This is a genomic window from Bradyrhizobium genomosp. I (2014), assembly GCF_000261685.1.
Taxonomy (GTDB): domain Bacteria; phylum Pseudomonadota; class Alphaproteobacteria; order Rhizobiales; family Xanthobacteraceae; genus Bradyrhizobium.
Window position 1 is genome coordinate 1 of sequence record NZ_AJQE01000018.1, and the last position, 23,924, is coordinate 23,924.

The window sequence follows — 23,924 nt, forward strand, 5'->3', positions numbered from 1 at the left end:
CGCAGCCCTCGGCCTGCGCATGGCCGGCTCCACCGTGCAGACGCTGGTCGATCGCGCACCGGAAGGCGCGCAGGAGAAGGCCACCGCCGCGATCCGCGGCGTACCGGGCGTGATCGACGTCGACCGGTTGCGTGTGCGCATGGTCGGAGCGACCACGTTCATCGACACCATCGCGCAGGTGCCGCGAACCTATCCGATCGACCGCGTCGAGGAGATCAAGCGGAGCGCGCAAATCGCCATGGACAAGGCGTTCGGCGACGCCGACCTCACCTTCACCGCCGTCCCAGTCGCGCGCAACAACGAGACCGTGCGCGACCGCATCATGGTGATTGCGCACAATTCGGGCCTCGCCGTCCACCACGTCACGGTACACGATCTCGGCGCCAAGCTGATCGTCGGCATCGATCTCGAGGTCGACGCCGACATGCCGCTCGAGGCCGCCCATGACGTCGCCAATACCCTGGAGCGCAACATCCAGGAGGAGTTCGGCGAGGACGTCGAGGTCGACGTTCACATCGAGCCCCTGGAACCCGAGCTGCCGTTCGGCGTCGATGCCGCACCGGAACGCGTGCGGACCATCGCCGCCGCGCTGGCCGAATTCGCCGGCGAAGGCGAGATCCACGACATCCACAATGTGCGGGTCCGCAACACCGACGCCGGCGAGATCGTCAATTTCCACTGCCGCGCGGCACCGTCGATGAGCGTGATCAAGGTGCACGAGCATGTCGACGCGATCGAGCGCGCCCTGCGGCGCGCGTTCCCGAGCGTGAAGCGCGTGATCAGCCACGCCGAACCGCCGCGCGCGTGACCCAGGACGTGCGGGGATTCGCGCGTTCTCGTTTCGGACTCTTCGCGCCCGCGAGTTTGCGGATACCCGCCGCACAAACTGCGCGTTGGATAAGAATAATTTCGCGTTAACGATTCGTTGACTCTCGACAGCCCGCGAAAACTGGATTCAAATCGATGTGATTCGGAAGCAACGTGGGGCTGCTTTCGAACTTCAGTTGCAGGCAGGTTTGAGGGGGCCGAAGGCATGTCGCGTGCAGACGCCGCGAACGCGTGCGTCCAATCCGATTCGATCAAGGGATTGGCGCAATCGATCGCGAAACCTGCCTATCATCGGCTCCTGATCGCGGAGCCGGCGCTGCGCCGCGCCGTACCGACACTCATCATCGCATTCCTGATCACGATCTGCCTTGGCGCGTTCGTGCAGGTTGTCGATCAAACGCGCCAGAAGCGGCTGGTGATCCGCCACGACATTTCGGCCCTCGCCGACCTGCTCGCCGAGCGCATCGACCGCCTCACCTCGGTGCGGCAGGAGCGGCTGAAGAACATCGAGAGCCTGCCGGCGCTGTTGCCGGATCTGATCCCGGCCTGGGGCACGGCCTCGGGCCGCCACGTCATCGTCACCTCGGCCGGAATCGACCGCCGTATCCTCGCCCGCATCCCGGCCGACAGCGATCCCGTCGGCAATGACCGTCTGCTCGATGCGATCACGACGGCGCAACTGATGGCGGCGCCGCTACGCGACGGCAACGTCTCCGACTTGACGCTGCCGAGCGGCAACGCCGCGATGGCGACCTCGCGGCAGATCAAGTCGCTGACCGGCTTCGTCACCGTGATCCAGGAGCGCAACGAGCCGATCTGGGGCTCGGACGCCGCGCTCTCGGTGACGCTGTCCGCGACCACCGGCTTCGTCGTCCTGATCCTCGGCTTCGCCTTCCATTGGCAGTCGACCCGCGCCCGCGAGGGCGATCTCATCAACGACGCCGTGCGCGGCCGCATCGACACCGCGCTCAACCGCGGCCGCTGCGGGCTGTGGGACTGGGATCTGTCGCGCGGCCGGATCTTCTGGTCGCAGTCGATGTTCTCGATGCTCGGCCTCGACGGCCGCAACGAGCTCCTCACCTTCGGCGAGGTCAACGCGCTGGTGAAGTCCGACGACATCGACCTGTTCGCGATCGCCGACCAGCTCATCTCCGAGAAGATCGACCACATCGACCAGACCTTCCGCATGCAGCATGTCGACGGCCACTGGATCTGGCTCCGCGTGCGTTGCGAGAAGACGCGCGGGGCGACCGATTCCAGCGTGCACCTGATCGGCATCGCCGTCGACATCACCGAGCAGAAGAGCCTCGCTGCGCGCACCGTGGAAGCCGACCTCCGACTGCGCGACGCGATCGAGACGATTCCGGAGGCCTTCGTGCTGTGGGACGCCAGCGACCGCCTCGTGCTCTGCAACTCGCACTTCCAGCGCCTGCACAAGCTGCCCGACACAGCCGTCATTCCCGGCACCTCCTACGAGACCGTGCTCGAGGTCGGCCGCATGCCGGAAGTGCGCACCCGCCACAACGAGACCGCGGCCCAAGGCCCGGGCGCACGAACCTTCGAGGCGCAGCTCGACGACGGCAACTGGCTGCACATCAGCGAGCGCCGCACCAAGGACGGCGGCTACGTCTCGGTCGGAACCGACATCACCCGCATCAAGGAGCACGAGCAGAAGCTGGTCGACAACGATCTGCGCCTGCGTGCCACCGTCATCGACCTGAAGCGCTCGCAGGCCGCGCTGGAGCGCCAGGCGGTCGAGCTCGCCGACCTCGCCGAGAAGTACCAGCGCGAGAAGACCCGCGCCGAGGAAGCCAACCAGACCAAGTCGAAATTCCTCGCCAATATGAGCCACGAGCTGCGCACGCCGCTCAACGCCATCATCGGCTTCTCCGAGATCATGGGCTCGGGCATGTTCGGCGAGCTCGGAAGCGAAAAGTACCAGGAATACTGCCAGGACATCCTGACCAGCGGCCACTATCTACTCGAGGTCATCAACGACATCCTCGACATGTCGAAGATCGAAGCCGGCCGCATGAAACTCGACCTGGAACAGCTCGACCTCTCGAAGACGCTTGCGGAGTCCCTGCGGGTCGTCAGCGGCCGTGCGCAGGACAAGCACCTGACGCTCGACGCCGACATCGCAAAATCCATCTCCGTCGTCGCCGACCGCCGCGCCACCAAGCAGATCTTCGTCAACCTGCTCTCCAACGCCGTGAAGTTCACGCCCGACGGCGGACGCGTCGTGGTGCGCAGCCGGCAGCTCGACGACAGGATCGTGCTGATGATCGCCGACACCGGCATCGGGATCGCGCCGCATTCGCTGGCGCGGCTCGGCCGCCCGTTCGAGCAGGTCGAGAGCCAGCTCACCAAGACCTATCACGGCTCGGGCCTCGGCCTCGCGATCGCCCGCTCGCTGGCGCAGCTCCACGGCGGCTCGATGCGGCTGCGCTCGAAGATCGATGTCGGCACCGTCGTCCGCGTGACCCTGCCGCGCGAGGCGGTCAAGGCGGCGTCAGGGATCTCGGCTGCGGCCTAAAGCATGATCCGGAAAAGTGCGAAGCGGTTTTCCGGAAAGATCATGCGCAAACAACAACCTAAGGCGCGATGACGATTCATCCAAATCTCATCGCGCTTTAGCGCTCGGCGGGAAGCTCGCCCGAGGCCATCCTTCGAGACGCCCGCCCCCGGCGGGCCCTCGGGATGAGGGGCGGAGTACGGGCAGCCGTTTCAACGAACACCGATACAACGGAGCCTCATCCTGAGGAGCCCGCGAAGCGGGCGTCTCGAAGGACGAGGCGCTTGCTCGGATCTACAATTGCAGCGAAGGCGCAACCTCGCGCGCGACATTGACCAGCGCCGCGATCAGCGGCGTCATCGGATCGCGCTGCGGGATCACCATGCCGATGCTGTAGTTGACGTCGGGATCGACGATCGGGATCGAACGGACGGTGTCGGACAGGCCGAGCGTCTCGGCGAGCTTGGCCGGCATCACGCTCGCCCAGCGCCCCGTCTTCACATGCGTGAACAGCACCAGCAGCGAGTTCGAGGTCAGCGTCGGCGTCGCCTCCGCGCCGACCGAGCGCAACGCGCGGTCGATGATGCGGCGGTTCTGCATGTCGGGCGTCAGCAGGCACAGCGGCACCTGCCCGACCTCCTTCCAGGTCACCGTCTCGCGGTCGCCGAACATCGCATCCGGCGCGGTCAACAGGCGATAGCTCTCGTTGTAGAGCGGGATGGTGCGCACCTTGCCGATCGGCTCGTTCTCGATGTAGGTGAGCCCTGCATCGACCTCGAGGTTTTCGAGCAGCCCCAGCACCTCGGACGAGGTGGTGGACTGGATACGGAAGCGCACCTCGGGATGCCTCGCACGATACGGCGTCGTCAGCGCGGCGACCATGCCGAGCACGGTCGGGATCGCGGCGATGCGGATCTCGCCGGAGAGCTGATGCTTCAGTCCGTTGATCTCCTCGCGCATCGCGCGGGCATCGCCCACGATCCGCCGCGCCCAGTCGAGCGCCCGCTCGCCTTCGGGCGTAAATCCCTGGAAGCGCGAACCGCGCTGGACCAGCATCACGCCGAGGATCTCCTCGAGCTGCTTGAGCCCGGTCGACATCGTCGGTTGCGTCACGCCGCAGGCCTCCGCCGCGCGTCCGAAATGCCGCTCCTTCGCCAGTGCCAGCAGCAGTTCAAGCTTGTCGATCAACCGGACGTCCCCTTGAATTCCATTGTGGCACCAAGTTAGCACGCCCACCCCTCAGCAACACGCAAAAACCGCCTGCCGGAAGGGCCTTGATTGCGATTTGAAATCGAGTGATCGCACTTGCCAATCGATCGGAATTCGCAATCGCAGCACGGGACAGCTTTATTGATCTTCGAATGATTCCAAATAGTTTAGGAGCGAGAAACGCTCTGGTTGAGAACGAAGAATGACAACGGTTTACGATTGGGACGAGGCGCGCGGCGCCGAGATCATCGCCGAACATGCCGGGAAGGAAGGCGCGACGCTCGTCATCCTGCATGCGCTTCAAGAGGCGTTCGGCTACGTGCCGGAGGCGGCGATTCCCATGGTGGCGAAGGCACTCAATCAGTCGCGCGCCGAAGTCCATGGCGTGTTCACGTTCTACCACGATTTCCGCCACAAGCCGGCCGGCCGCCACGTGCTGAAGCTGTGCCGCGCGGAAGCCTGTCAGGCCGCAGGCGGCGACGCGCTGGCTGCGCGCGCCGAGGCGAAGCTCGGCGTCTCGCTCGGCAACACCACGGCCGACGATCGCGTCACGCTGGAGCCGATCTACTGCCTCGGCCTGTGCGCGACCGCGCCGTCCGCGATGCTTGACGGCCGCCTCGTCGGCCGGCTCGATCAGAAGCGTCTCGATGCGCTGGTTGCGGAGGCGCAGCGATGAGCATCCGTCTATACGTCTCGCGCGATGCCGGTGCGGTTGCCGTCGGCGCCGACGAGGTTGCCCTCGCGTTGGAGCAGGCCGCAGCCAGGCGCGGCGTTGCAGTGGAGATCGTCCGGACCGGATCGCGCGGGATGTACTGGCTGGAGCCGCTGGTCGAGGTCGCAACGCCCCAGGGCCGGATCGCCTTCGGGCCCGTCACCGAGACCGACGTGCCCTCGCTGCTCGACGCTCTCGCCAACAATACGCCGCATCTGCTGCGGCTGGGAGCGACCGACGAGATCCCTTGGCTGAAGCGCCAGACCCGCCTCACCTTCGCCCGCTGCGGCGTGATCGATCCGCGCTCGCTCGACGATTACCGCGCCCACGGCGGCTACAAGGGTTTTGAGCGCGCACTCTCGCTCGGACCTGATGCGATCCTCAACGAAGTCACGGCGTCCGGCCTGCGCGGCCGCGGCGGCGCGGGCTTTCCGACCGGCATCAAGTGGAAGACGGTTGCCCAGGCCAAGGCCGACCGCAAGTTCATCGTCTGCAACGCCGACGAGGGCGACAGTGGCACCTTCGCCGACCGCATGATCATGGAAGGCGATCCCTTCCTGGTGATCGAGGGCATGACCATCGCCGGCATCACCGTCGGTGCGACCAAGGGCTACATCTACATCCGCAGTGAATATCCGCACGCGGTCGAGGCGATGAACGCGGCCATCGTAGCGGCAAGGCGCAGCGGCTATCTCGGCACGAATATCGGCGGCTCGAAGCAAGCCTTCGACCTCGAAGTCCGCGTTGGCGCCGGCGCCTATGTCTGCGGCGAGGAGACCTCGCTGCTGGAGAGCCTCGAAGGCCGTCGCGGCATCGTGCGCGCCAAGCCGCCGCTGCCGGCGCATCACGGCCTGTTCGGCAAGCCGACCGTCATCAACAACGTGCTGTCGTTCGCCGCCATCCCCTTCATCCTCGCCGAGGGCGCCAAGGCCTATGCCGATTTCGGCATGGGCCGCTCCCGCGGCACGATGCCGATCCAGCTCGCCGGCAATATCCGCTACAGCGGGCTGTTCGAGACCGCCTTCGGCGTCACGCTCGGCGAGCTCGTCGACGACATCGGCGGCGGCACGTTCACGGGGCGTCCGGTCCGCGCCGTGCAGGTCGGCGGCCCGCTCGGCGCCTATTTTCCCCGCGCCCTGTTCGACACCCCGTTCGACTACGAGGCCTTCGCCGCACGCGACGGCCTGATCGGCCATGGCGGCATCGTCGTGTTCGACGACAGCGTCGACATGCGCAGGCAGGCGCGTTTCGCGATGGAGTTCTGCGCCATCGAATCCTGCGGCAAGTGCACGCCATGCCGCATCGGCTCGACCCGTGGCGTCGAGACCATCGAGAAGATCATCAACGGCGAGCGCGTCGCCGAAAATCTCGCGCTCGTCGAGGACCTCTGCAACACCATGAAATTCGGCTCGCTCTGCGCACTCGGCGGCTTCACGCCGTACCCCGTGCTCAGCGCGTTGAAGCACTTCCGGGAGGATTTCGCACCCGTCCCGACCACGCTTCAGGCCGCGGAATAGGAGAACGACAATGTCTCTGATCGAGGAAATCGACTTCGGTACGCCGGCTTCCAAATCGGAAACGATGGTGACGCTGACCATCGACGGCAATGAGGTCACGGTGCCCGAGGGCACCTCGATCATGCGCGCGGCGATGGACGCCGGCCACCAGATCCCGAAGCTGTGCGCCACCGACATGGTCGACGCGTTCGGCTCCTGCCGCCTCTGCCTCGTCGAGATCGAGGGCCGCGCCGGGACCCCCGCGTCCTGCACCACGCCCGTCATGAACGGTCTCGTCGTGCATACCCAGACCGAGCGGCTGAAGCAGCTGCGCAAGGGCGTGATGGAGCTCTACATCTCCGACCATCCGCTCGACTGCCTCACCTGCGGCGCCAACGGTGATTGCGAGTTGCAGGACATGGCCGGCGCGGTGGGCCTGCGCGACGTGCGCTATGGCTATGAGGGCGAGAATCATGTCTTCGCCAAGACACCTGGCAAGACGGACGGCTGCGCGAACGACCACTGGATGCCGAAGGACGAGTCCAACCCGTACTTCACCTACGACCCCTCCAAATGCATCGTCTGCTCGCGCTGCGTCCGCGCCTGCGAGGAGGTGCAAGGCACCTTCGCGCTGACGATCTCGGGCCGCGGCTTCGACAGCCGCGTCTCCCCCGGCATGAACGAGAGCTTCCTCGGCTCCGAATGCGTCTCCTGCGGCGCCTGCGTGCAGGCCTGCCCGACCGCGACGCTGACGGAAAAATCCGTGATCGAGATCGGCCAGCCCGAGCACTCCGTCGTCACCACCTGCGCCTATTGCGGCGTCGGCTGCGCCTTCAAGGCGGAGATGCGCGGCGAGGAAGTCGTGCGCATGGTGCCGTACAAGGACGGCAAGGCCAATCGCGGCCATTCCTGCGTCAAGGGCCGCTTCGCCTGGGGCTACACCAACCACAAGGAGCGCATTCTCAAGCCGATGATCCGCGAAAGAATCGAGGATCCCTGGCGTGAAGTGTCCTGGGACGAGGCGTTCTCGTTCGCCGCCACCAAGATGCGCGGCATCCAGAAGAAGTATGGCCGCGACGCCATCGGCGGCATCACCTCGTCCCGCTGCACCAACGAGGAAACCTATCTGGTGCAGAAGCTTATCCGCGCCGGCTTCGGCAACAACAATGTCGACACCTGCGCCCGCGTCTGCCACTCGCCGACCGGCTACGGCCTCGCCACCACCTTCGGCACTTCGGCAGGCACGCAGGATTTTGACTCCGTCGAGGACACCGACGTCGTGGTGGTGATCGGCGCCAACCCGGCCTCCGCCCATCCGGTGTTCGCTTCCCGCCTGAAGAAGCGGCTGCGCCAGGGCGCAAAACTGATCGTGATCGACCCGCGCCGCACCGAGATGGTGGAATCGCCGCATGTGAAGGCGCTGCACCTCCCCTTGATGCCCGGCACCAACGTTGCGGTCATGACGGCGCTGGCGCATGTCATCGTCACCGAGGGCCTCGTCGACGAAGCCTTCGTGCGCGAGCGCTGCGACTGGAGCGAGTTCGAGGAATGGGCCGCCTTCGTCGCCCAGCCGAACAACAGCCCGGAAGCCACCGCCATCCTCACCGGCGTCGATCCGAAGGATCTGCGTAAGGCTGCCCGGACCTACGCCACCGGCGGCAACGGCGCGATCTATTACGGGCTCGGTGTCACCGAGCACAGCCAGGGCTCGACCACCGTGATCGCGATCGCCAACCTCGCGATGGCGACGGGCAATATCGGCCGTCCCGGCGTCGGCGTGAACCCGTTGCGCGGCCAGAACAACGTGCAGGGCTCCTGCGACATGGGCTCGTTCCCGCACGAGCTGCCCGGCTACCGCCACATCTCGGGCGACGCGGTGCGCGACCAGTTCGAGGCGCTGTGGAACATCAAGCTCAACCCGGAGCCGGGCTTGCGCATTCCCAACATGTTCGATGCCGCGGTCGAAGGCACGTTCATGGGGATCTACGTGCAGGGCGAGGACATCCTCCAGTCCGATCCCAACACCTCGCACGTCGTCGCGGCACTGTCGGCGATGGAATGCGTCATCGTTCACGACCTCTTCCTGAACGAGACCGCGAACTACGCCCACGTCTTCCTGCCCGGCTCGAGCTTCCTCGAGAAGGACGGCACCTTCACCAACGCCGAACGCCGCATCCAGCGGGTGCGCAAGGTGATGACGCCGAAGAACGGCATGGCCGACTGGGAGGTCACCATCGGCCTTGCCAAGGCGATGGGCTTCGAGCTGAACTACAATCACCCGTCCGAGATCATGGACGAGATCGCGGCGCTGACGCCGACCTTCGCCGGCGTCTCCTACGCCAAGCTCGACGAGCTGGGCTCGGTGCAGTGGCCCTGCAACGACAAGGCGCCCGAGGGCACGCCGGTGATGCATATCGATGGCTTCGTCCGCGGCAAGGGCAAGTTCGTCGTGACCGAATATGTCGCAACCGACGAGCGCACCGGCCCGCGCTATCCGCTGCTGCTCACGACGGGGCGCATCCTCAGCCAGTACAATGTCGGCGCGCAGACGCGGCGCACCGAGAATGTCGTCTGGCATTCCGAGGACCGCCTCGAGATCCACCCGCACGATGCCGAGCAGCGCGGCGTGCGTGACGGCGACTGGGTGCGGCTGAAGAGCCGTGCCGGCGAGACCACGCTGCGCGCGGAGATCACCGACCGCGTCGCGCCCGGTGTCGTCTACACCACCTTCCACCACCCCGATACGCAGGCCAACGTCATCACCACGGACTATTCGGACTGGGCCACCAATTGTCCCGAATACAAAGTCACGGCGGTGCAGGTCTCGCCCTCGAACGGCCCGTCCGACTGGCAGAAGGCCTATGACGCGCAGGCGCGGCACTCCCGCCGCATCGCGCCGGCCGAGGCCGCGGAGTAAGGGCATGCACGTTCCGGTCCAGGCCATCGACCGCGAGATCTGGCGCGACGGCGTCGCGTCCGAGGGCGCGCGGCTGGTCCCCGAGGAGACGCCGCTGGCGCTGACCTATAATGGCGGCACCTACGCCGTCATGATGGGGACACCGCAGAACCTGGAAGATTTTGCGGTCGGCTTCAGCCTGGACGAAGGCATCATCGCATCGGTCGACGACATCAAGTCGCTCGACGTGGTCCGCCTCGACGACGGCATCGAGCTGCGGATGTGGCTGGCATCGGAAGATGCCGCCCGCATCAGCGAGCGCCGTCGCCACGTCGCCGGACCCACCGGCTGCGGCATCTGCGGCGTCGAATCCATTGCCGAGGCGGTGCGGCCGGCGGCCGTGGTGCCGCAGGGGCAGAGCTTCGCGCCGGAACAGATCATGGCGGCGATGCAGGCCATCGCGCCCCTGCAATCGATCAATCTGCAAACCCGCGCCGTTCACGCCGCCGCGTTCTGGTCCCCTGCGGGCGGCATCGCCGCGCTGCGGGAGGATGTCGGCCGTCACAACGCGCTCGACAAGCTCGCCGGCGCCCTGGCGCGCAGCCGCACGGATGCGCGCCAAGGCATGGTGCTGCTGACGAGCCGCGTCTCGGTGGAGATGGTGCAGAAGACGGCCGCGATCGGCGCCCCCGTCATGGTCGCCGTGTCCGCACCGACCGCGCTCGCGGTCCGCACGGCGGAAGCCGCTGGCATCACGCTGATTGCGATCGCCCGGCAGGACGGGTTCGAAGTATTTTCGCATGGCAGCCGGATCGTTGCGCGCCATGCCACGGAGGTTGCCGATGTCGCCTGACCGCCTGATCTACATGGCCAACCAGATCGGCAAGTTCTTCAAGAGCCAGGGCCATGACAAGGCCGTGCCTGGAATCGCCGAGCACATCAGGAAATTCTGGGATCCCCGCATGAAGCGCGCGATCTTCGCCCATCTCGAAGCCGGCGGCGCCGGCCTCGAGCCTGACGTGCGCGAGGCCCTCACCTCGTTGATGCAGGCGACGTCCCTTCCAGCAGCGCCCTGAACACGCGCCGCACCTCGCTCTGGGTCTCCTTCACCCGCGCCTCCAGCGACGAGAAATCCGGCGCGTCGCCGGCGCGCGCCAGCACGCGCAGGAGGTCGGTGCCGGCGGTCTCCGGCTTGAAGCGCTCGCTGACGCAAAGCCGCAGGATCTGCGTCAGGTCGTGGTACAGCCGCGCCGCGGCGCGCAGGATCTCGGTCTCGGATTGCGCGAGCACGCCGAGCCTGCATGCATTCTCCAGCACCTGCATGGTGCTGACGTCGAGAATGTCCGGCTTCTCGTGGGCATGCACGAGCTGGAGATATTGCGCGATGAAGTCGATGTCGACCATGCCGCCGGCGGCATGTTTGAGATCCCAGCAATCGGCCTCGCCCTTCTCCTGCGCGATCGCGCGACGCATGTCGGCAACGTCGTTGGCCGTGATTGCGGGATCGCGGCGGCGGGTCAGGACATCGCGGATGACGCGCTCGATCTGTTCCCGGAATTCGGGCGAAGCCGACACCACGCGCGCGCGCGTCAACGCCATGTGCTCCCAGGTCCAGGCCTCGTCGGCCTGGTAGTCCGCGAATGAAACCAGACTCGAGGCCACGGGGCCGGCGCGCCCCGAGGGCCGCAGCCGCATGTCGATCTCATACAGCACGCCGTAATTGGTGCGCGTCGTGAACGCACTGATAAGGCGCTGGGTGAAGCGGGCGAAGTAATGCGCGCCCTGCAGCGATTTCGGCCCATCCGAGTCCGGATTGTCACCGTCGAAATCGTAGAGCAGGATCAGGTCGAGATCGGACGAGGCGGTCATCTCGCGGCTTCCGAGGCGGCCCATCGCGATGATCGCGGTCTCCTGCCCCTTGATCCGGCCGTGCTGGGCGGCAAAGCGCTCGGCGACGAGGCCGTGCACGGTGTGCACGATGCCTTCGGCGACGTCTGCAAAAGCCGTGCTCGCCTGCTGCGCCGAAACCGTGCCGGACAGGATGCGCGTGCCGATCAGGAACAGGCTCTCCTGCCCGAACAGACGCAGGCGATCGAGGAACTCTTCGTATGAGCCGGCGTCCTGCACGGTCGCAGCTAACCGCCCCGACAATTCCTGCCTGTCGGGCATGGCGCCGAAGAAGCGCGGATCGATCAGGCCGTCCATGAGCTGCGGCTGCCGCGCCAGCATCTCGCCGAGCCGGGGCGCCGCCCCCAGCACCAGCGCCACCAGCGCGACGAGATCGCGATTCTGGCCGAGCAGCGTGATCAGCCGGCCGCCGCGCTGGAGCGCGCCGAGGAAATGATCGAACGCCACGACGGCGCGATCCGGCTCCTCGGCATGGGCAAGACCGTCGATCAGGGCCGGCACGAATTCGACGAAGGCGCTTCGCGTCGCCTCATTGCGGAATACGCGATAATCGCCGGTGATCCAGTCGCGCACGGTCTGCGCGACCGCGGCGGGCTTCTTGAAGCCGAGCGTCGTCAGATGCTGGAGCAGGCGCGGATCGTCGGGACCCGCACCGTAGTCGAGCGCCGGCAGCCTGGCCGTCCCGGTCGGATCGTCGCCCTCGAACAGTTTCTCGTAGTGCCCCTGGACGATCTGGAGCTGCCGCAGCAGATCGGTCGCAAAGGCTTCACGACCGGGATAGCCGAAGAATTGCGCAAAACGCTCGACCGCGTCCTTGTCTTCGGGCAGCGCGTGGGTCTGCTCGTCGGCGATCATCTGGAGGCGATGCTCGACCCGGCGCAGGAACTCGTAGGCCGTCGTCAGCTCGTCGCGCGCCGCGGAGGTGATCCAGTTGCTGGAGGCGAGCACATCGAGCGCCCTGAGCGTCGGCCGCACCCGCAATTCCGGATGGCGGCCGCCCGCAATCAGCTGCTGAGTCTGCGCGAAGAACTCGATCTCGCGGATGCCGCCGCGCCCGATCTTGACGTTATGGCCCTCGACCGCGACTTCGCTCTGGCCGCGATAGGTCTGCATCTGCCGCTTCATGTCGTGCACGTCGGCGAGTGCAGCGAAGTCGAGATGCTTGCGCCAGACAAAGGGCGCGATTTCTGCCAGAAGCGCTTCACCTGCCCCGGGATCTCCGGCGCAGGCCCGCGCCTTGATCATGGCAGCGCGCTCCCAGGTGCGCCCTTCCCGCTCGTAATAGTTGAGCGCGGCGTCCCGCGAGATCGCCACCTGTGTCGAGGACGGATCGGGGCGCAGGCGCAGATCGACCCGGAAGACGTAACCGTCATAGGTGCGCTGCTGAAGGATGCGCGCCATGCCCTGCGTGACCCGGACGAAGAAAGGTTGCGGCTCGATGTCCGCCGCCAGCGTCGTGGCATCGGGATCGAAGAACACGATGAGATCGATGTCGCTGGAATAGTTCAGCTCGCCCGCGCCCATCTTGCCCATCGCGAGCACGATCAGCCCGCAGCCCTCTTCGGGTGCCTCCGGATTGGGCGGCGAGAGCTTGCCGCGTGCGGCTTCCTGCCGCAGCAGATATTGCAGCGCCGCCTGCACGGAGGACACGGCAACATCGGTGAGCGCCGCCGTCACCCGCATCACCGGCCAGACACCGCCGATGTCGCACAGCGCGATCAGCAGTGCGGCCTCCCCCTTCATCCGGCGAAGCAGCCGCATCACCTCGGCCTCGTCAGGCGCCGCGAGCACCGCGCCTCTTGCCTCAGCGATCAGTGCGGCGAGATGCGTATCCGGATCGCATTCGAGCAGCCGGATCAGGCGCAGGGCATCGGCGCGGACCAGATCGAACAGATAGGGCGAGAATTCCGCGATCCCGGCCAGGATGTTGCGGGCGAATGGGCGGCCCAGGAGCGCTTCCAGACGGGCCGATTGGGCCGGCTCGAGCTCGGCCAGCCAGCTTTCCAAACGTCGTTCGTCGGTTGTGGAAGCGGCAATATGGGGAGCTTCCGCGAAACGTGCGGCCAGCCTCTCACCATTCTTGTCCGCGTTTCCCGGCGCGGAGTGGTTCATGCCACCTTCTGTGGCACATCCTGCATCGGCGGAGCAACCCTGTCGCCACCGCCCGCGCGCGCCGGAAGCACCAGCGTGGCGACAAGACCGGGATGGGCATCGCCCAAGCGCGCATCGAACACCCGGCTTGTCCCGTGAGGTCAAGCCGGGATCTGAGGCCTCAGCTGCCCGGCAGCGAGAAGACCGTGAGCTGCCCTCCCAGCGCCGTAAAGTCATGAAGGCCAGCGTAGCCACCGACTGCACCCAAACCAGCAGTAGGCTCCGTCAATCCGGCGGCGAGCCCGATTCCGGCCCAACCACCTACTCCGGAGAGGACAGCAACGAACTGCTTCCCGTTATGTTCGTAGGTCGTCACATTGCCGATGATACCTGACGGCGTCTTGAACTTGTAAAGTTCCTTGCCCGTCTTGGCATCGACCGCCTTGAGATAGCCTTCGAGCGTTCCATAGAACACGACGTTGCCTCCGGTCGTTAACGCGCCCGACCAGACCGAGAACTGCTCTTTGTTCGACCATACGATCTTGCCGGTACGGGCGTCCCAGGCAATGAAGTTGCCCATGTGGGTCTCGCCTGGCGGCGGGTACATCGATAACGTGGCTCCGACATAGGGTTGCCCAGCAGTGTAACTCACCTTGAACGGCTCATAGTCCATACAAACATGGTTTGTCGGTACGTAGAACAAGCCGGTGTCAGGTGAGAACGCGGCAGGCTGTTGGTCCTTGGTTCCCAATGCAGCCGGGCAAATCCCCTTCACATTGGTGTCCTCTCGCTGGGTAGAGTATTTCGCGTCGACGAGGGGACGGCCATAGGTCTGCGAGGCCTTGTCCATGTCGACCTTTGTGGCCCAGTTGACCGCCGGATCGTACTTTTCTGCAACGAGAAGCTCACCATTGGTTCGGTCGAGCGTGTATGCAAAGCCATTTCGATCGAAGTGAACAAGCAGCTTCCGCGGCGTGCCACCGATGGTCTGGTCGACCAGGATCATTTCGTTGACGCCATCGTAGTCCCACTGGTCGTGTGGCGTCATCTGGTACACCCATCTGGCCATCCCCGTATCCGCATCGCGCGCGAAGATGGTCATCGACCATTTGTTGTCACCCGGCCGTTGGCTCGGATTCCATGTCCCCGGATTGGCGGAGCCGTAATAGACCAGGTTGAGTTCGGGATCGTAGGAGTACCATCCCCAAGTCGTGGACCCGCCAAGCTTCCACTGCTCACCTTGCCAAGTCTTGAGGCTCGGCTCGAGTCGCGACCGACGGGCTTGCCGAGTTCTGTGGTCTTCTGCGGATCGATCAGCATTTCATTGTCAGGCCCGATCGAATACGCACGCCAGGCCTGCTTGCCGGTCTTCATGTCGTACGCCGTCATCGAGCCACGAACCGCAAACTCGCCGCCGGAGATGCCGACGAACACCTTGTCCTTGATCACCATCGGAGCCGAGGTGCCGGTCTCGCCCCGCGATGGATCACCGTTCTTGGCTGACCAGACGACCTTGCCAGTCCTGGCGTCGAGAGCGACCAGCGTGGTATCCGCTTGATACAGGAAGATCTTGCCGTCGCCATAAGCCAAGCCACGATTGACCGTATCGCAGCACATGACGGGAATCACATTGGGATCCTGCTTGGGCTCGTGCTTCCAGAGGATCTTGCCGTCATTATTGAGATCAAGCGCAAAGACTGGATTCGGAAACGGACCGTGGACGTACATGACGTCGCCGATCACCAGTGGCCCGCCTTCGTGTCCGCGCAAGACGCCAGTCGAAAACGTCCACGCTACCTGCAGCTTCGCGGCATTTTCAGAAGTGATCTGCTTGAGCTGGGAAAAGCGATGATTTGCGTAGTTGCCTGTCGCCATCACCCATTCTTTGGGATTCTGCGACATCTTGTTGAGTTCGTCATTCGCTCTGGCCACACCGATGGCAAGGCCGGCCGCAGCGCCGACGCAGACCTTGAGCAGGAGATAGCGCATCAGAGTCCTCCCTGTTGCACTTGTTATACACGCGCCAGCTCCTGCAACGCGTTACCGCGACCGCAAGGACTGGTGCTTCGTCGCTAGGCTTTGATATCGGCATGTACTGCGGTTTTCGGCGTTTGGGCAGACGCATGTTTGTCGCGCGACAATTCGCTCGACCGGTGCGAGAACGGATGACGAAGCCGTCGGAAACACCACCGCTCGGAAATTACAACATGGCATGTATCTTCAAGTCGGAGCGGATCTTCAGTCCCGAAGGCGATAGGGTGCGGGCTTCGACGTGGACGAAGGCGCGCCGCCAAATCGGAAGGTTGAGCTTGATCGCCATTCGCGGCTGCTCCCGGCCGGCGCCACTCTCGGCCTTCTGAGGACGGCCCAATACACTCGCCAGGCTAGAGTCCCGCAGTCTGCGGTTTCAATAGCAAGGCAGTGCAGGCTCTCACCAGGCCGTAATCGATGTAGCTCTTGCCCGGACGCTTGATCAGATCGGCTGGAAACGAATCCTTCGCCAGGTAGCTGTCCCGGTGAGCAGCCAGCACCTTCAGCCGTTCCTTTGCATCGGGTAGCGCTCGAAACTCGGACGCACACCCGGGCGCAAGCGCGGCCACAACCGCCTGGTCACTCTCTTCCGCCGCGAGCTTATGTGCAGTCGAAGGACTCATGAACCCGAACACCTGTGAAAGCACGACCGCGCCGACCACCATACCCGCAGCGCCACTCCAAAGACTTGGCCTCACAATGTCCCAATTGATGCCTTCCATAAAATGTCCCACGACAAGTCCCTCCTATATCGGCAAACTCCGTTGGTCGAATTTTCAGGTCTGTTCTTGATCGTGCTCATCCCGCGTTTGACGCTTCCCCAATCTTGCCTCCAGATCACTGACAATTTCATGGACGAGCCGGGCCGCAAACGGGTCTGTCGTTTCCTTCTCCAGCGCTTGGAGTCGCGCCAATTGCGACAAGGTCACTTTGTCTGACTTGCGATTCATCACAGCGACCCTCCTTGATAAGGGAGTCAACCTTTGCGCTCGCTGGTCGGTTCCTTTGACCTTGGTCTATTGACCGTTCAGCATCGTACCATCTGCACTTCATGGAAGTAGCGAAAGTGAGTCGTCAGGATTTTCCTGACATAACGTGAGGAATTCGCTCGTCTGCAATCATCTGGTCCTTGAGACGCGGCTCCTGCACCAAGGGCGATATCGTACACCACGGTAAAGTTGCATGGATGCCTCAACGATCTCGATTACAAGGCAGTCCACTACCGCACTGCCCGACGCGCTGAGGCTGACTGATGCTCAACAGGGCCTCGCATAGACGCGCCGATCTTTCGGATACGAACGCCGCGAGGCTGGCCATGCTCGAAACAAGGGGAATCGAGATGGGCCATGCGCCGGCCGGAATGCAAACGATACCGTTGTTTTCTCCCCGAGTTGGACGCTGCTTTAATTGCGACTGATTCACAGTATCCGCTTCAAACCGGGCGGCTGCCACGTCCCTTTACCGATCGGCAGGATTGAGGGTAGTTCGGCTTTCGGCCAGTACAGTCGCATCGCTAGCAACAGCGGTCCGTTGGGGGCTGGCAGCCAGTTGGCCTTTCTGTCAGCGTCCGGCGGCTTATTCTGAATGTAAATTGTCAGCCCATGTTCATCTGTCGTCATCGTCGGAAGCATTGATGAATTGACGAGATACCGGTTGATTGGATTTCTGACCAGCAGCCTGGTTTTTCCGTCATAGATCGTCAGCGACCAAAATGCGTTCACCGGCGGCATTTGATCTGGCGCAAACGTCAGTGTGTATTTGTTTTCGCTGCCGTCTAACGTTTTGGCATCCTCGTCAACCTGGGCGAACAAAGAGACTGCTTCTACCGGCTCGGTGCCGAAAAAATCTGCTTTGGCTGCGGCAGCTCGCAACAACCAATTACCGTTGTAGAAGGCGCTATCGCCAAAATAAGCAGCAACACGCCACCCGTTCACGACGACGTCTGCATCGGCAATAGCTCGATCGATCTTGCGGGCACCTGCTCTGATCCCGAGGGTTATCTCCAGCTTCCGCTTCAGTGAGAGATCCCCGAAATCAAACGTCCTGCCAGGCCCGACGCCCAATTTCGCAAGGTTTGCGTGAGCCTCCAATTCAATGAATTGAGCTGGTGCAAACTGCAAAGCAAATGCCAGGTGCTGAAAGAAGTTCCTTCTCAGCAGCTTCTTCCTGATTTTCTGGAAATGGGCGATCTGGGCGGGCGGCGGTGGAGCCTGCTTGGAAAGCGGCTCCGCTCTGTATCCGGCTTGCACTTTCCTGACGTTTTCGACGTCGCCCGGGTCGAAGAGCTGCGTGCGATACAGTGCCATTGCAAACTGAGTGCTCGACCGAAATACCTTGCAGATACCGGACGGGATTTTACCGCTCCAGTCAGGCCCGACCACCATATAGTCGCCAGCGTCATTCCCTGTGCTGCGAGAGCCTATGTAACCGCAGTTGTAGAAATTGTGATCGCGCAGCATAATCGAATAATAGCGCTTCGGGTCAATCGCGGGAACAGAGAGGACAATCGGCTCCGCACGCAGATCCATCCAGACCAACGAGCAGAGCGTATCGTTGTTCGGCAGAACCACGGCCGCGTCCTTGTAGCTAAAGACGCGGCTTTCGGTCTTTATCTGGTTGAAGGGTGCTTTGAATTTGCCTGAGCGACGGTCGACGGCATGCTCGTACATCACGGCATAGCTCATTACGATAGGCAGACCGTAGATGAATCCGTCGCGGGCGATCGCCCTTGTCGCGATAAATCCATAGTGCTGCGTCTGCGCCAACGCCCGTGTAGATCCAACCGTCGGAAGGCTCGCCAATGCGGCAGCATGGAGAAGCTGGCGTCTGGTCAACATCGGAGAGCCTCCACAGGCTCGCGCCTCGTATTTCCAAGCTCCCCCTCCATCGCCTGTGTTCCCGGAATTCGCGCGTTCGTAGTCGCCCGTCAGCCTGCCACGGACGTAAGGGCCAACGAAACGCCCCACAGGATCAAGCCAACTCCCACAACACGGGCAAGTACGCGACCACCCGGAATCATCTTTTCGAACAACACAAGAATCGTCAGTAGAGCTATCCACAAAACGTTCATAACGCCGCCGACAAAGAGCAAGGCCATTAGTGCCCAGCAGCAGCCGACGCAGTAAAGACCGTGGCGAAAGCCGATTACCAGCGATCCAGATACGCTCGGTTGAAACCCACCATGTCGTTGAATGAAGATAAGAGGGGATTGGCAATAGGCCAGGCAGGCCTGTTTCAATGGTGTCCATTGAAACAGGCCTGCAGCAATCAGCACTAGGCTCCCAAGCTCCCTGCTGGCCGTTGCCATCATAGGCGTCAGGATTGCGGCACGCTCCAATAGCCATTGGCTCAGGGTTGCGATCAGCGAGAAGAACGTCCACGCGAGAAGGTAACCGCCACCAAAAGCTCCCGTGGCAGCGAATGGCGTGCCTTGCGCGCGGGCCTCGCGACCAACCCGGGCGTAGAGAAGAACTGTCGGCGAGACCGACGGGGTCATCATCCCGACCATCATGACGGCCCACATAACGAATACGTAAAGGAAATCGATCGCGGTCCACGATTTGAAGCCAGGTGCCAACATCGACACCACGCTTCCGTCAGGAACGCGCGACATCGCCACCGCCGGCATGCTCATATGACGGGCCAGCCAAAGTGTATACGCCCATGCCAGCCCCGTCAGTGTCGCCAATGCGACGATCACAATCGTCCGGTCGCGCCTGAGTACGGTATCCAACACAGCCGGCTCCAAAGCAGCTATGCCGCGGCGGTCATTCCATCACGGACAATGCCGTGGTCCGAGAGATGAATGTTTGCGAACTGACCGTAGGAGTCGTGGAGTTCCATTTTGATCGGACCTCCTGAAACCGCACTCCAGCCGCGACCGCTCTCGGAGATTGAATACTCGAATCCGTCAGGAATATCGATGCGGACTCGATGCTCTTTTCCAGTAACAGGATTCAGTATCGGTTCACCGCGGCCTTCGGTGAAGCCTGGTACAATAACGCGTGCCCGACGGGCACGAACATCGACTTCGAAGTCGATAGCGGCGAACGCTGGGTCATGGACCTTTTGCAGCGTGGTGGAAAACACTTGGAAGACGGTCGCACCGGGCTCAGTGTCCTGACCGCTGACGATACGCAACAACGATTCACGTTGTCGCTCATTCGCACGACCGTCCACAATGAGAAAAGCTTCACCCTTTCCTTCGTGGATCGGGCCCGGCCAGCGAAAGATGCCGATGAATCGGAGGCCATCCAGCCGGACCTCGCCGTGAAATCCTTCGTCGATCTGGAAGGCGCCTACGGCTTGACAGTATCCCGATGTTGGCGAGGCATTGAATTGGCAAGGGCACCCATAGGCGCAATTGCAATTTACGAACTCTCGTCCTTTTAGTTCCCAGGTGACGGCTGCCATTTTGATACCTCCGTCGATCTTTCCTCCCACTCCAGCGAGGTCGTCGTTCGTTCCCTTAACTGGCAAGGAAGACAACCGTCGCGTCGGCTATCAAGGACAACGCCCAGCATCTTCGATAGCGGCATGCTCGTCGCATATCATAGCAAAATATTGAAAGCCCCGCCGCGCGTGAAAGAAATATGCGTACGCTAGCGTCCCAAGTTTACTCATAGTGCCATGTGAAAGGATGCCATGTGAAAGGTCATAGGAACGAGTCACCTTCGTAAAGAATCCCCGCTACGAGACACATGGTCGCGAATTTACGTCCGCTCCCGGAACGTCCACGAATTTCCACGAATTGCGGATGACACTTGGGGGCGCTTTCATCGCGGGTGGCATGACCACTCAAGCATCACGGCTGCCGCTGTCCCCGGGTCTTGACGTCACCCAACGTGCGATGGAAGGGTCGTGGCTGTCCGCAAACAGGCGGTCCGTATGGGGAGCTTCCGCGAAACGTGCGGCCAGCCTCTCACCATGCTTGTCCGCGTTTCCCGGCGCGGAGTGGTTCATGCCACCTTCTGTGGCACATCCGGTGTTGGCGGAGCAACCCTGTCGCCGGCGCCCGCGCGCGCCGGCAGCACCAGCGTGGCGACAAGACCGGGATGGGCGTCGCCCAGCCGCAATTCTCCGCCATGCAGCGTGGCAACAGCCGAGGCGAGGCTTAGTCCGAGGCCTGAGCCCGGCAGCGTGCGGCTCGTCTCCAGCCGGACGAAGCGCTCGACGGCATGCTTGCGGTCGCTTTCGGGGATGCCGGGGCCGCGATCGGTGACGCTGAGCAGCACCTGGTCGCCTTCGCGCCGGGCCTCGATCGTGATCTGCCGGCTATCCATGCTGACCACGGTTTCCGCGGGCTGCGAAGCGGGCTTGCCGTACTTGATCGCATTCTCGACCAGATTGGCGAGCGCTTGGCTGATCAACTCGCGGTTGGCATGAACCGGCGCCGGATCGGCCTTCACCTTCAAGGTCATGCCGTCGTCCTCGGCAAGCGGCTCGTAGAGCTCGTGGATGCCGCCTGCGACCTCGGCGGCGTCGAAATCATCCATGTTGCCGCGCGCCTGCCCGGACTCGGCGCGCGCGATCATCAGAAGCGCGTTGAAGGTGCGAATCAGCCCGTCGGATTCCTCGATGGTCCGCTCCAGTGCGACGCGGTAGTCGGCCTCGCTGCCTGATCTCGCCAGCGCCTCCTCGGCGCGGTTGCGCAAGCGCGTCAGCGGCGTCTTGAGATCGTGGGCGATGTTGTCGGAGACTTCCTTCAGCCCCGCCATCAAGGCCTCGATCCGCTCCAGCATGGCGTTGAGGTTCTCGGCGAGGCGATCGAGTTCGTCGCCGCTGCGCCCCACGGGCAGGCGCCCGCTGAGATCGCCGGTCATGATGCGCTGGGCGGTGCCGGTCATCGCGTCGATGCGCCTGAGCACCCTGCGCGCCACGAAGATGCCGCCGCCGAGGCCGAGCACCACGACAATCAGGACCGACCATTGCGCCGCCTTGGCGACGATGCCGAACAGGCGCCGCCGCTCGGCGAGGTCGCGGCCGATCAGAAGCCGGAAGCCGTTTTCGAGCTCGGTGACGCGCACCAGTGCACGATGATCGCGGTCATCGGCGTCCTCGATCCGCCGGTAGGCGGTCTCGGTCCAACCGCGCGTCGCCATCACACCTGGCGCGAGCGAGCCGACATTGCCGGCGATCGCCTGCCCCGTCGGCGTGGTCACGAGGTAGAGGTTGGCGCCCGGACGCAGCGCGCGATACTCGATCGTGCGCACGAGGTTGTACATGCCGCGGCGGTCGTAGATCTCGCTGATCTCCGAGGTCTCGGCATTCACCGTCTGCGTGATTTCCTCGGTGATCAGCCGCCGCGTGTTCCAGGCGAAATAGCCGAGCAGCGAAGCCGCGAACATCGCGAACAGCAGCAGATAGACCAGCGTCAGCCGGAACGCCGTGGTGCGGACGAGTTTACCGAATGCCGTCACGGATCATGTACCCGGCGCCGCGGATCGTGTGCAGCAGCGGGCGCTCGAAACCCTTGTCGATCTTGGAGCGGAGCCGCGAAATGTGCACGTCGATCACGTTGGTCTGCGGATCGAAATGATAGTCCCAGACGTTCTCGAGCAGCATGGTGCGCGTCACCACTTGGCCGGCGTGCTTCATCAGATATTCGAGCAGGCGGAATTCACGCGGCTGGAGCGTCAGCTCGTCCTTGCCGCGGGCGACGCGATGCGACAGCCGGTCGAGCTCGAGATCGCCGACGCGGTAGAGCGTGTCCTCGGCCGGGCCGCCGCGGCGGCGCGACAGCACCTCGACACGGGCCAGGAGCTCGGCGAAAGAATAGGGCTTCGGCAGATAATCGTCGCCGCCGGCACGCAGGCCCTTGATGCGGTCGTCGACCTGCCCGAGCGCGGAGAGAATCAGCACCGGCGCGGTGTTGCCCTTGTCGCGCAACGCGCCGATCAGCGACAGGCCATCGCGCTTGGGCAGCATGCGATCGACCACCAGCACGTCGTAGTCGCCGTTCTCGGCCATGGCGAGGCCTTCCTCGCCGTCAGCGGCGTGGTCGGCAATGTGTCCGACTTCGCGAAACGCCTTGGCGAGGTAGTCGGCGGATTCGCGGTCGTCTTCGATGATGAGGAGGCGCATCGTGCGTTCGGCGGCGGTCAAGGAGGTCAACCTTCTCTAAACATGGCGCGAGCGGCAACGGCATGCAAGCCGAGCGGGAGAATGTCGAAGCAGGAAAAAGGCGGGCGGTGAGGCTGGGGGGACCTCACCGCCCTAGGCCTTCCGACGGAGGGGGGCGTAATTCCACCGGAAGGTAGACGGGGGAAGCCAGCGTTGCGCGGCTTCCCCGAAGGGCACCGGCGGCGGGGGCGACTGATGCCGGCGGTACCCTTCATCTCGTAGGCCTCCTTAAGCCCTCAGCCCTTGGCGAGGGGCACCGCGACGAAGCGCGACTGGCCGCCGCTCTTCACGCGCATCAGGACGCTGTTCTTGCTGTCGGTCCGCGCTGCATTGATGGCCTCGCGGACGTCGCCGGCGGTGCTCACGCTCTTGCCGCCGACTTCGAGGATCACGTCGCCTTCCTTGAAGCCGCGTTCGGCCGCCGCGCTCTTCGGATCGACCTCGGTGACGACGACGCCTTCCTTGCCGGCGCCGGCCACGGAATTTGCGGGCGCAACGGTCATGCCGAGCTTGGGCACGTCGGTGCCGCGATTGGCACGCTTGCCGCCGTCATTGTCGGTGTCGGCCTTGGCCTCGACCGTGTTCGGCAACTGGCCGAGGGTGAGGTTCACGACCTTGTCCTGGCCCTTGTGCAGCACGTTGAGCTTCACCGTCGCGCCTGGCGCCATGCCGCCGATGGTGCGGGCGAGCTCGCGGGCGTCCTTGACGGATTCGCCGTTGACCGCCGTGATCACATCGCCGGACTCGATGCCCGCCTTGGCGGCCGGACCGTTGCTCTGCGGCTCAGCCACCAGCGCACCTTCGGCCTTCTTCATGCCGAGGCTGTCGGCGATGTCGGAGGTCACCGGCTGAATCTGCACGCCGATCCAGCCGCGGCTGACCGAGCCCTTGTCCTTGAGCTGGGCAACCACGCTCTTGACGGTGTTGGCAGGAATCGAGAACGCGATGCCGACGCTGCCACCCGAGGGCGAGTAGATCGCGGTGTTGACGCCCATCACCTCGCCGTTGGTATCGAAGGCGGGACCGCCGGAATTGCCCTTGTTCACGGGCGCGTCGATCTGGATGAAGTCGTCATACGGCCCGTTGCCGATGTCGCGGCCGCTGGCCGAGACGATG

At 63.8% G+C, this 23,924-nt stretch carries 17 protein-coding genes and 1 pseudogene; 7 read left to right on the forward strand and 11 right to left on the reverse strand.

What is annotated here, in order from left to right; all coding sequences use genetic code 11:
- Both IC50_RS01475 and IC50_RS01480 read left to right on the forward strand, forming a co-directional pair.
- The coding region (locus IC50_RS01475) for a cation transporter dimerization domain-containing protein (RefSeq protein ID WP_035699622.1) at positions 1-808 on the forward strand (808 nt) is incomplete at its 5' end.
- A gap of 225 nt (positions 809-1,033) precedes the next feature.
- Complete coding sequence (locus IC50_RS01480) at positions 1,034-3,364, forward strand: PAS domain-containing sensor histidine kinase (RefSeq protein ID WP_035699623.1); 2,331 nt, start codon at positions 1,034-1,036, stop codon at positions 3,362-3,364.
- Between the two features lie 273 nt (positions 3,365-3,637).
- On the opposite strand, the gene IC50_RS01485 is transcribed toward IC50_RS01480, so the two are convergent.
- Positions 3,638-4,531, reverse strand: coding sequence for a LysR family transcriptional regulator (locus IC50_RS01485; RefSeq protein WP_035699625.1), 894 nt, complete (start codon positions 4,529-4,531; stop codon positions 3,638-3,640).
- A 223-nt stretch (positions 4,532-4,754) separates the two neighbouring features.
- Between IC50_RS01485 and IC50_RS01490 the strand changes: the two genes are divergently transcribed.
- From IC50_RS01490 to IC50_RS01510, 5 genes are read left to right on the forward strand one after another with little or no spacing between them, the layout of a single operon-like run.
- Positions 4,755-5,228 (forward strand): formate dehydrogenase subunit gamma, encoded by a 474-nt coding sequence (locus IC50_RS01490; protein ID WP_035699627.1) that lies wholly within the window; start codon positions 4,755-4,757, stop codon positions 5,226-5,228.
- A complete protein-coding gene (locus tag IC50_RS01495; protein WP_035699629.1) occupies positions 5,225-6,781 on the forward strand; it encodes a formate dehydrogenase beta subunit in 1,557 nt (518 codons plus the stop codon). Before IC50_RS01490 ends, IC50_RS01495 begins: the two co-directional genes overlap by 4 nt.
- A 10-nt stretch (positions 6,782-6,791) precedes the next feature.
- Positions 6,792-9,677 carry a formate dehydrogenase subunit alpha gene (gene fdhF, locus IC50_RS01500; protein WP_035699630.1) on the forward strand — a complete coding sequence of 962 codons (2,886 nt, stop codon included), beginning with the start codon at positions 6,792-6,794 and terminating at the stop codon, positions 9,675-9,677.
- A 4-nt stretch (positions 9,678-9,681) separates the two neighbouring features.
- A complete protein-coding gene (gene fdhD, locus IC50_RS01505) occupies positions 9,682-10,509 on the forward strand; it encodes a formate dehydrogenase accessory sulfurtransferase FdhD (protein ID WP_035699632.1) in 828 nt (275 codons plus the stop codon).
- Positions 10,499-10,732: a formate dehydrogenase subunit delta gene (locus IC50_RS01510; protein WP_035699633.1), complete on the forward strand. Its 234-nt coding sequence runs from the start codon at positions 10,499-10,501 to the stop codon at positions 10,730-10,732. Before fdhD ends, IC50_RS01510 begins: the two co-directional genes overlap by 11 nt.
- On the opposite strand, the gene IC50_RS01515 is transcribed toward IC50_RS01510, so the two are convergent.
- From IC50_RS01515 to IC50_RS01560, 10 genes and pseudogenes are all read right to left on the reverse strand, one after another.
- Positions 10,689-13,676 (reverse strand): bifunctional [glutamine synthetase] adenylyltransferase/[glutamine synthetase]-adenylyl-L-tyrosine phosphorylase, encoded by a 2,988-nt coding sequence (locus IC50_RS01515; RefSeq protein ID WP_035699635.1) that lies wholly within the window; start codon positions 13,674-13,676, stop codon positions 10,689-10,691. The genes IC50_RS01510 and IC50_RS01515 overlap by 44 nt on opposite strands.
- A 160-nt stretch (positions 13,677-13,836) precedes the next feature.
- Positions 13,837-15,644: pseudogene (gene xoxF5, locus IC50_RS01520) on the reverse strand (lanthanide-dependent methanol dehydrogenase XoxF5).
- A 395-nt stretch (positions 15,645-16,039) separates the two neighbouring features.
- On the reverse strand, positions 16,040-16,420 hold the full coding sequence (locus IC50_RS01525) for a hypothetical protein (RefSeq protein WP_157460779.1): 381 nt from the start codon (positions 16,418-16,420) through the stop codon (positions 16,040-16,042).
- 42 nt (positions 16,421-16,462) lie between these two features.
- Positions 16,463-16,636 (reverse strand): hypothetical protein, encoded by a 174-nt coding sequence (locus IC50_RS42310; protein WP_193374075.1) that lies wholly within the window; start codon positions 16,634-16,636, stop codon positions 16,463-16,465.
- A gap of 468 nt (positions 16,637-17,104) precedes the next feature.
- Entirely contained in the window at positions 17,105-18,523 is a 1,419-nt protein-coding gene (locus tag IC50_RS01535) for a DUF1254 domain-containing protein (protein ID WP_035699640.1), read from the reverse strand.
- An 89-nt stretch (positions 18,524-18,612) separates the two neighbouring features.
- Positions 18,613-19,422 (reverse strand): DUF2182 domain-containing protein, encoded by an 810-nt coding sequence (locus IC50_RS01540; RefSeq protein ID WP_333938174.1) that lies wholly within the window; start codon positions 19,420-19,422, stop codon positions 18,613-18,615.
- Positions 19,423-19,439: 17 nt separating this feature from the next.
- The gene (locus tag IC50_RS38730) at positions 19,440-20,099 is read right to left on the reverse strand and encodes a DUF1326 domain-containing protein (protein ID WP_081492320.1); all 660 of its coding nucleotides are present in this window, start codon (positions 20,097-20,099) and stop codon (positions 19,440-19,442) included.
- A 545-nt stretch (positions 20,100-20,644) separates the two neighbouring features.
- The gene (locus IC50_RS01550) at positions 20,645-22,105 is read right to left on the reverse strand and encodes a sensor histidine kinase (protein WP_035699644.1); all 1,461 of its coding nucleotides are present in this window, start codon (positions 22,103-22,105) and stop codon (positions 20,645-20,647) included.
- On the reverse strand, positions 22,089-22,769 hold the full coding sequence (locus IC50_RS01555; protein WP_035699648.1) for a response regulator transcription factor: 681 nt from the start codon (positions 22,767-22,769) through the stop codon (positions 22,089-22,091). Before IC50_RS01555 ends, IC50_RS01550 begins: the two co-directional genes overlap by 17 nt.
- 275 nt (positions 22,770-23,044) lie before the next feature.
- On the reverse strand, positions 23,045-23,924 hold an 880-nt coding region (locus tag IC50_RS01560; protein ID WP_035699646.1), incomplete at its 5' end, for a PDZ domain-containing protein.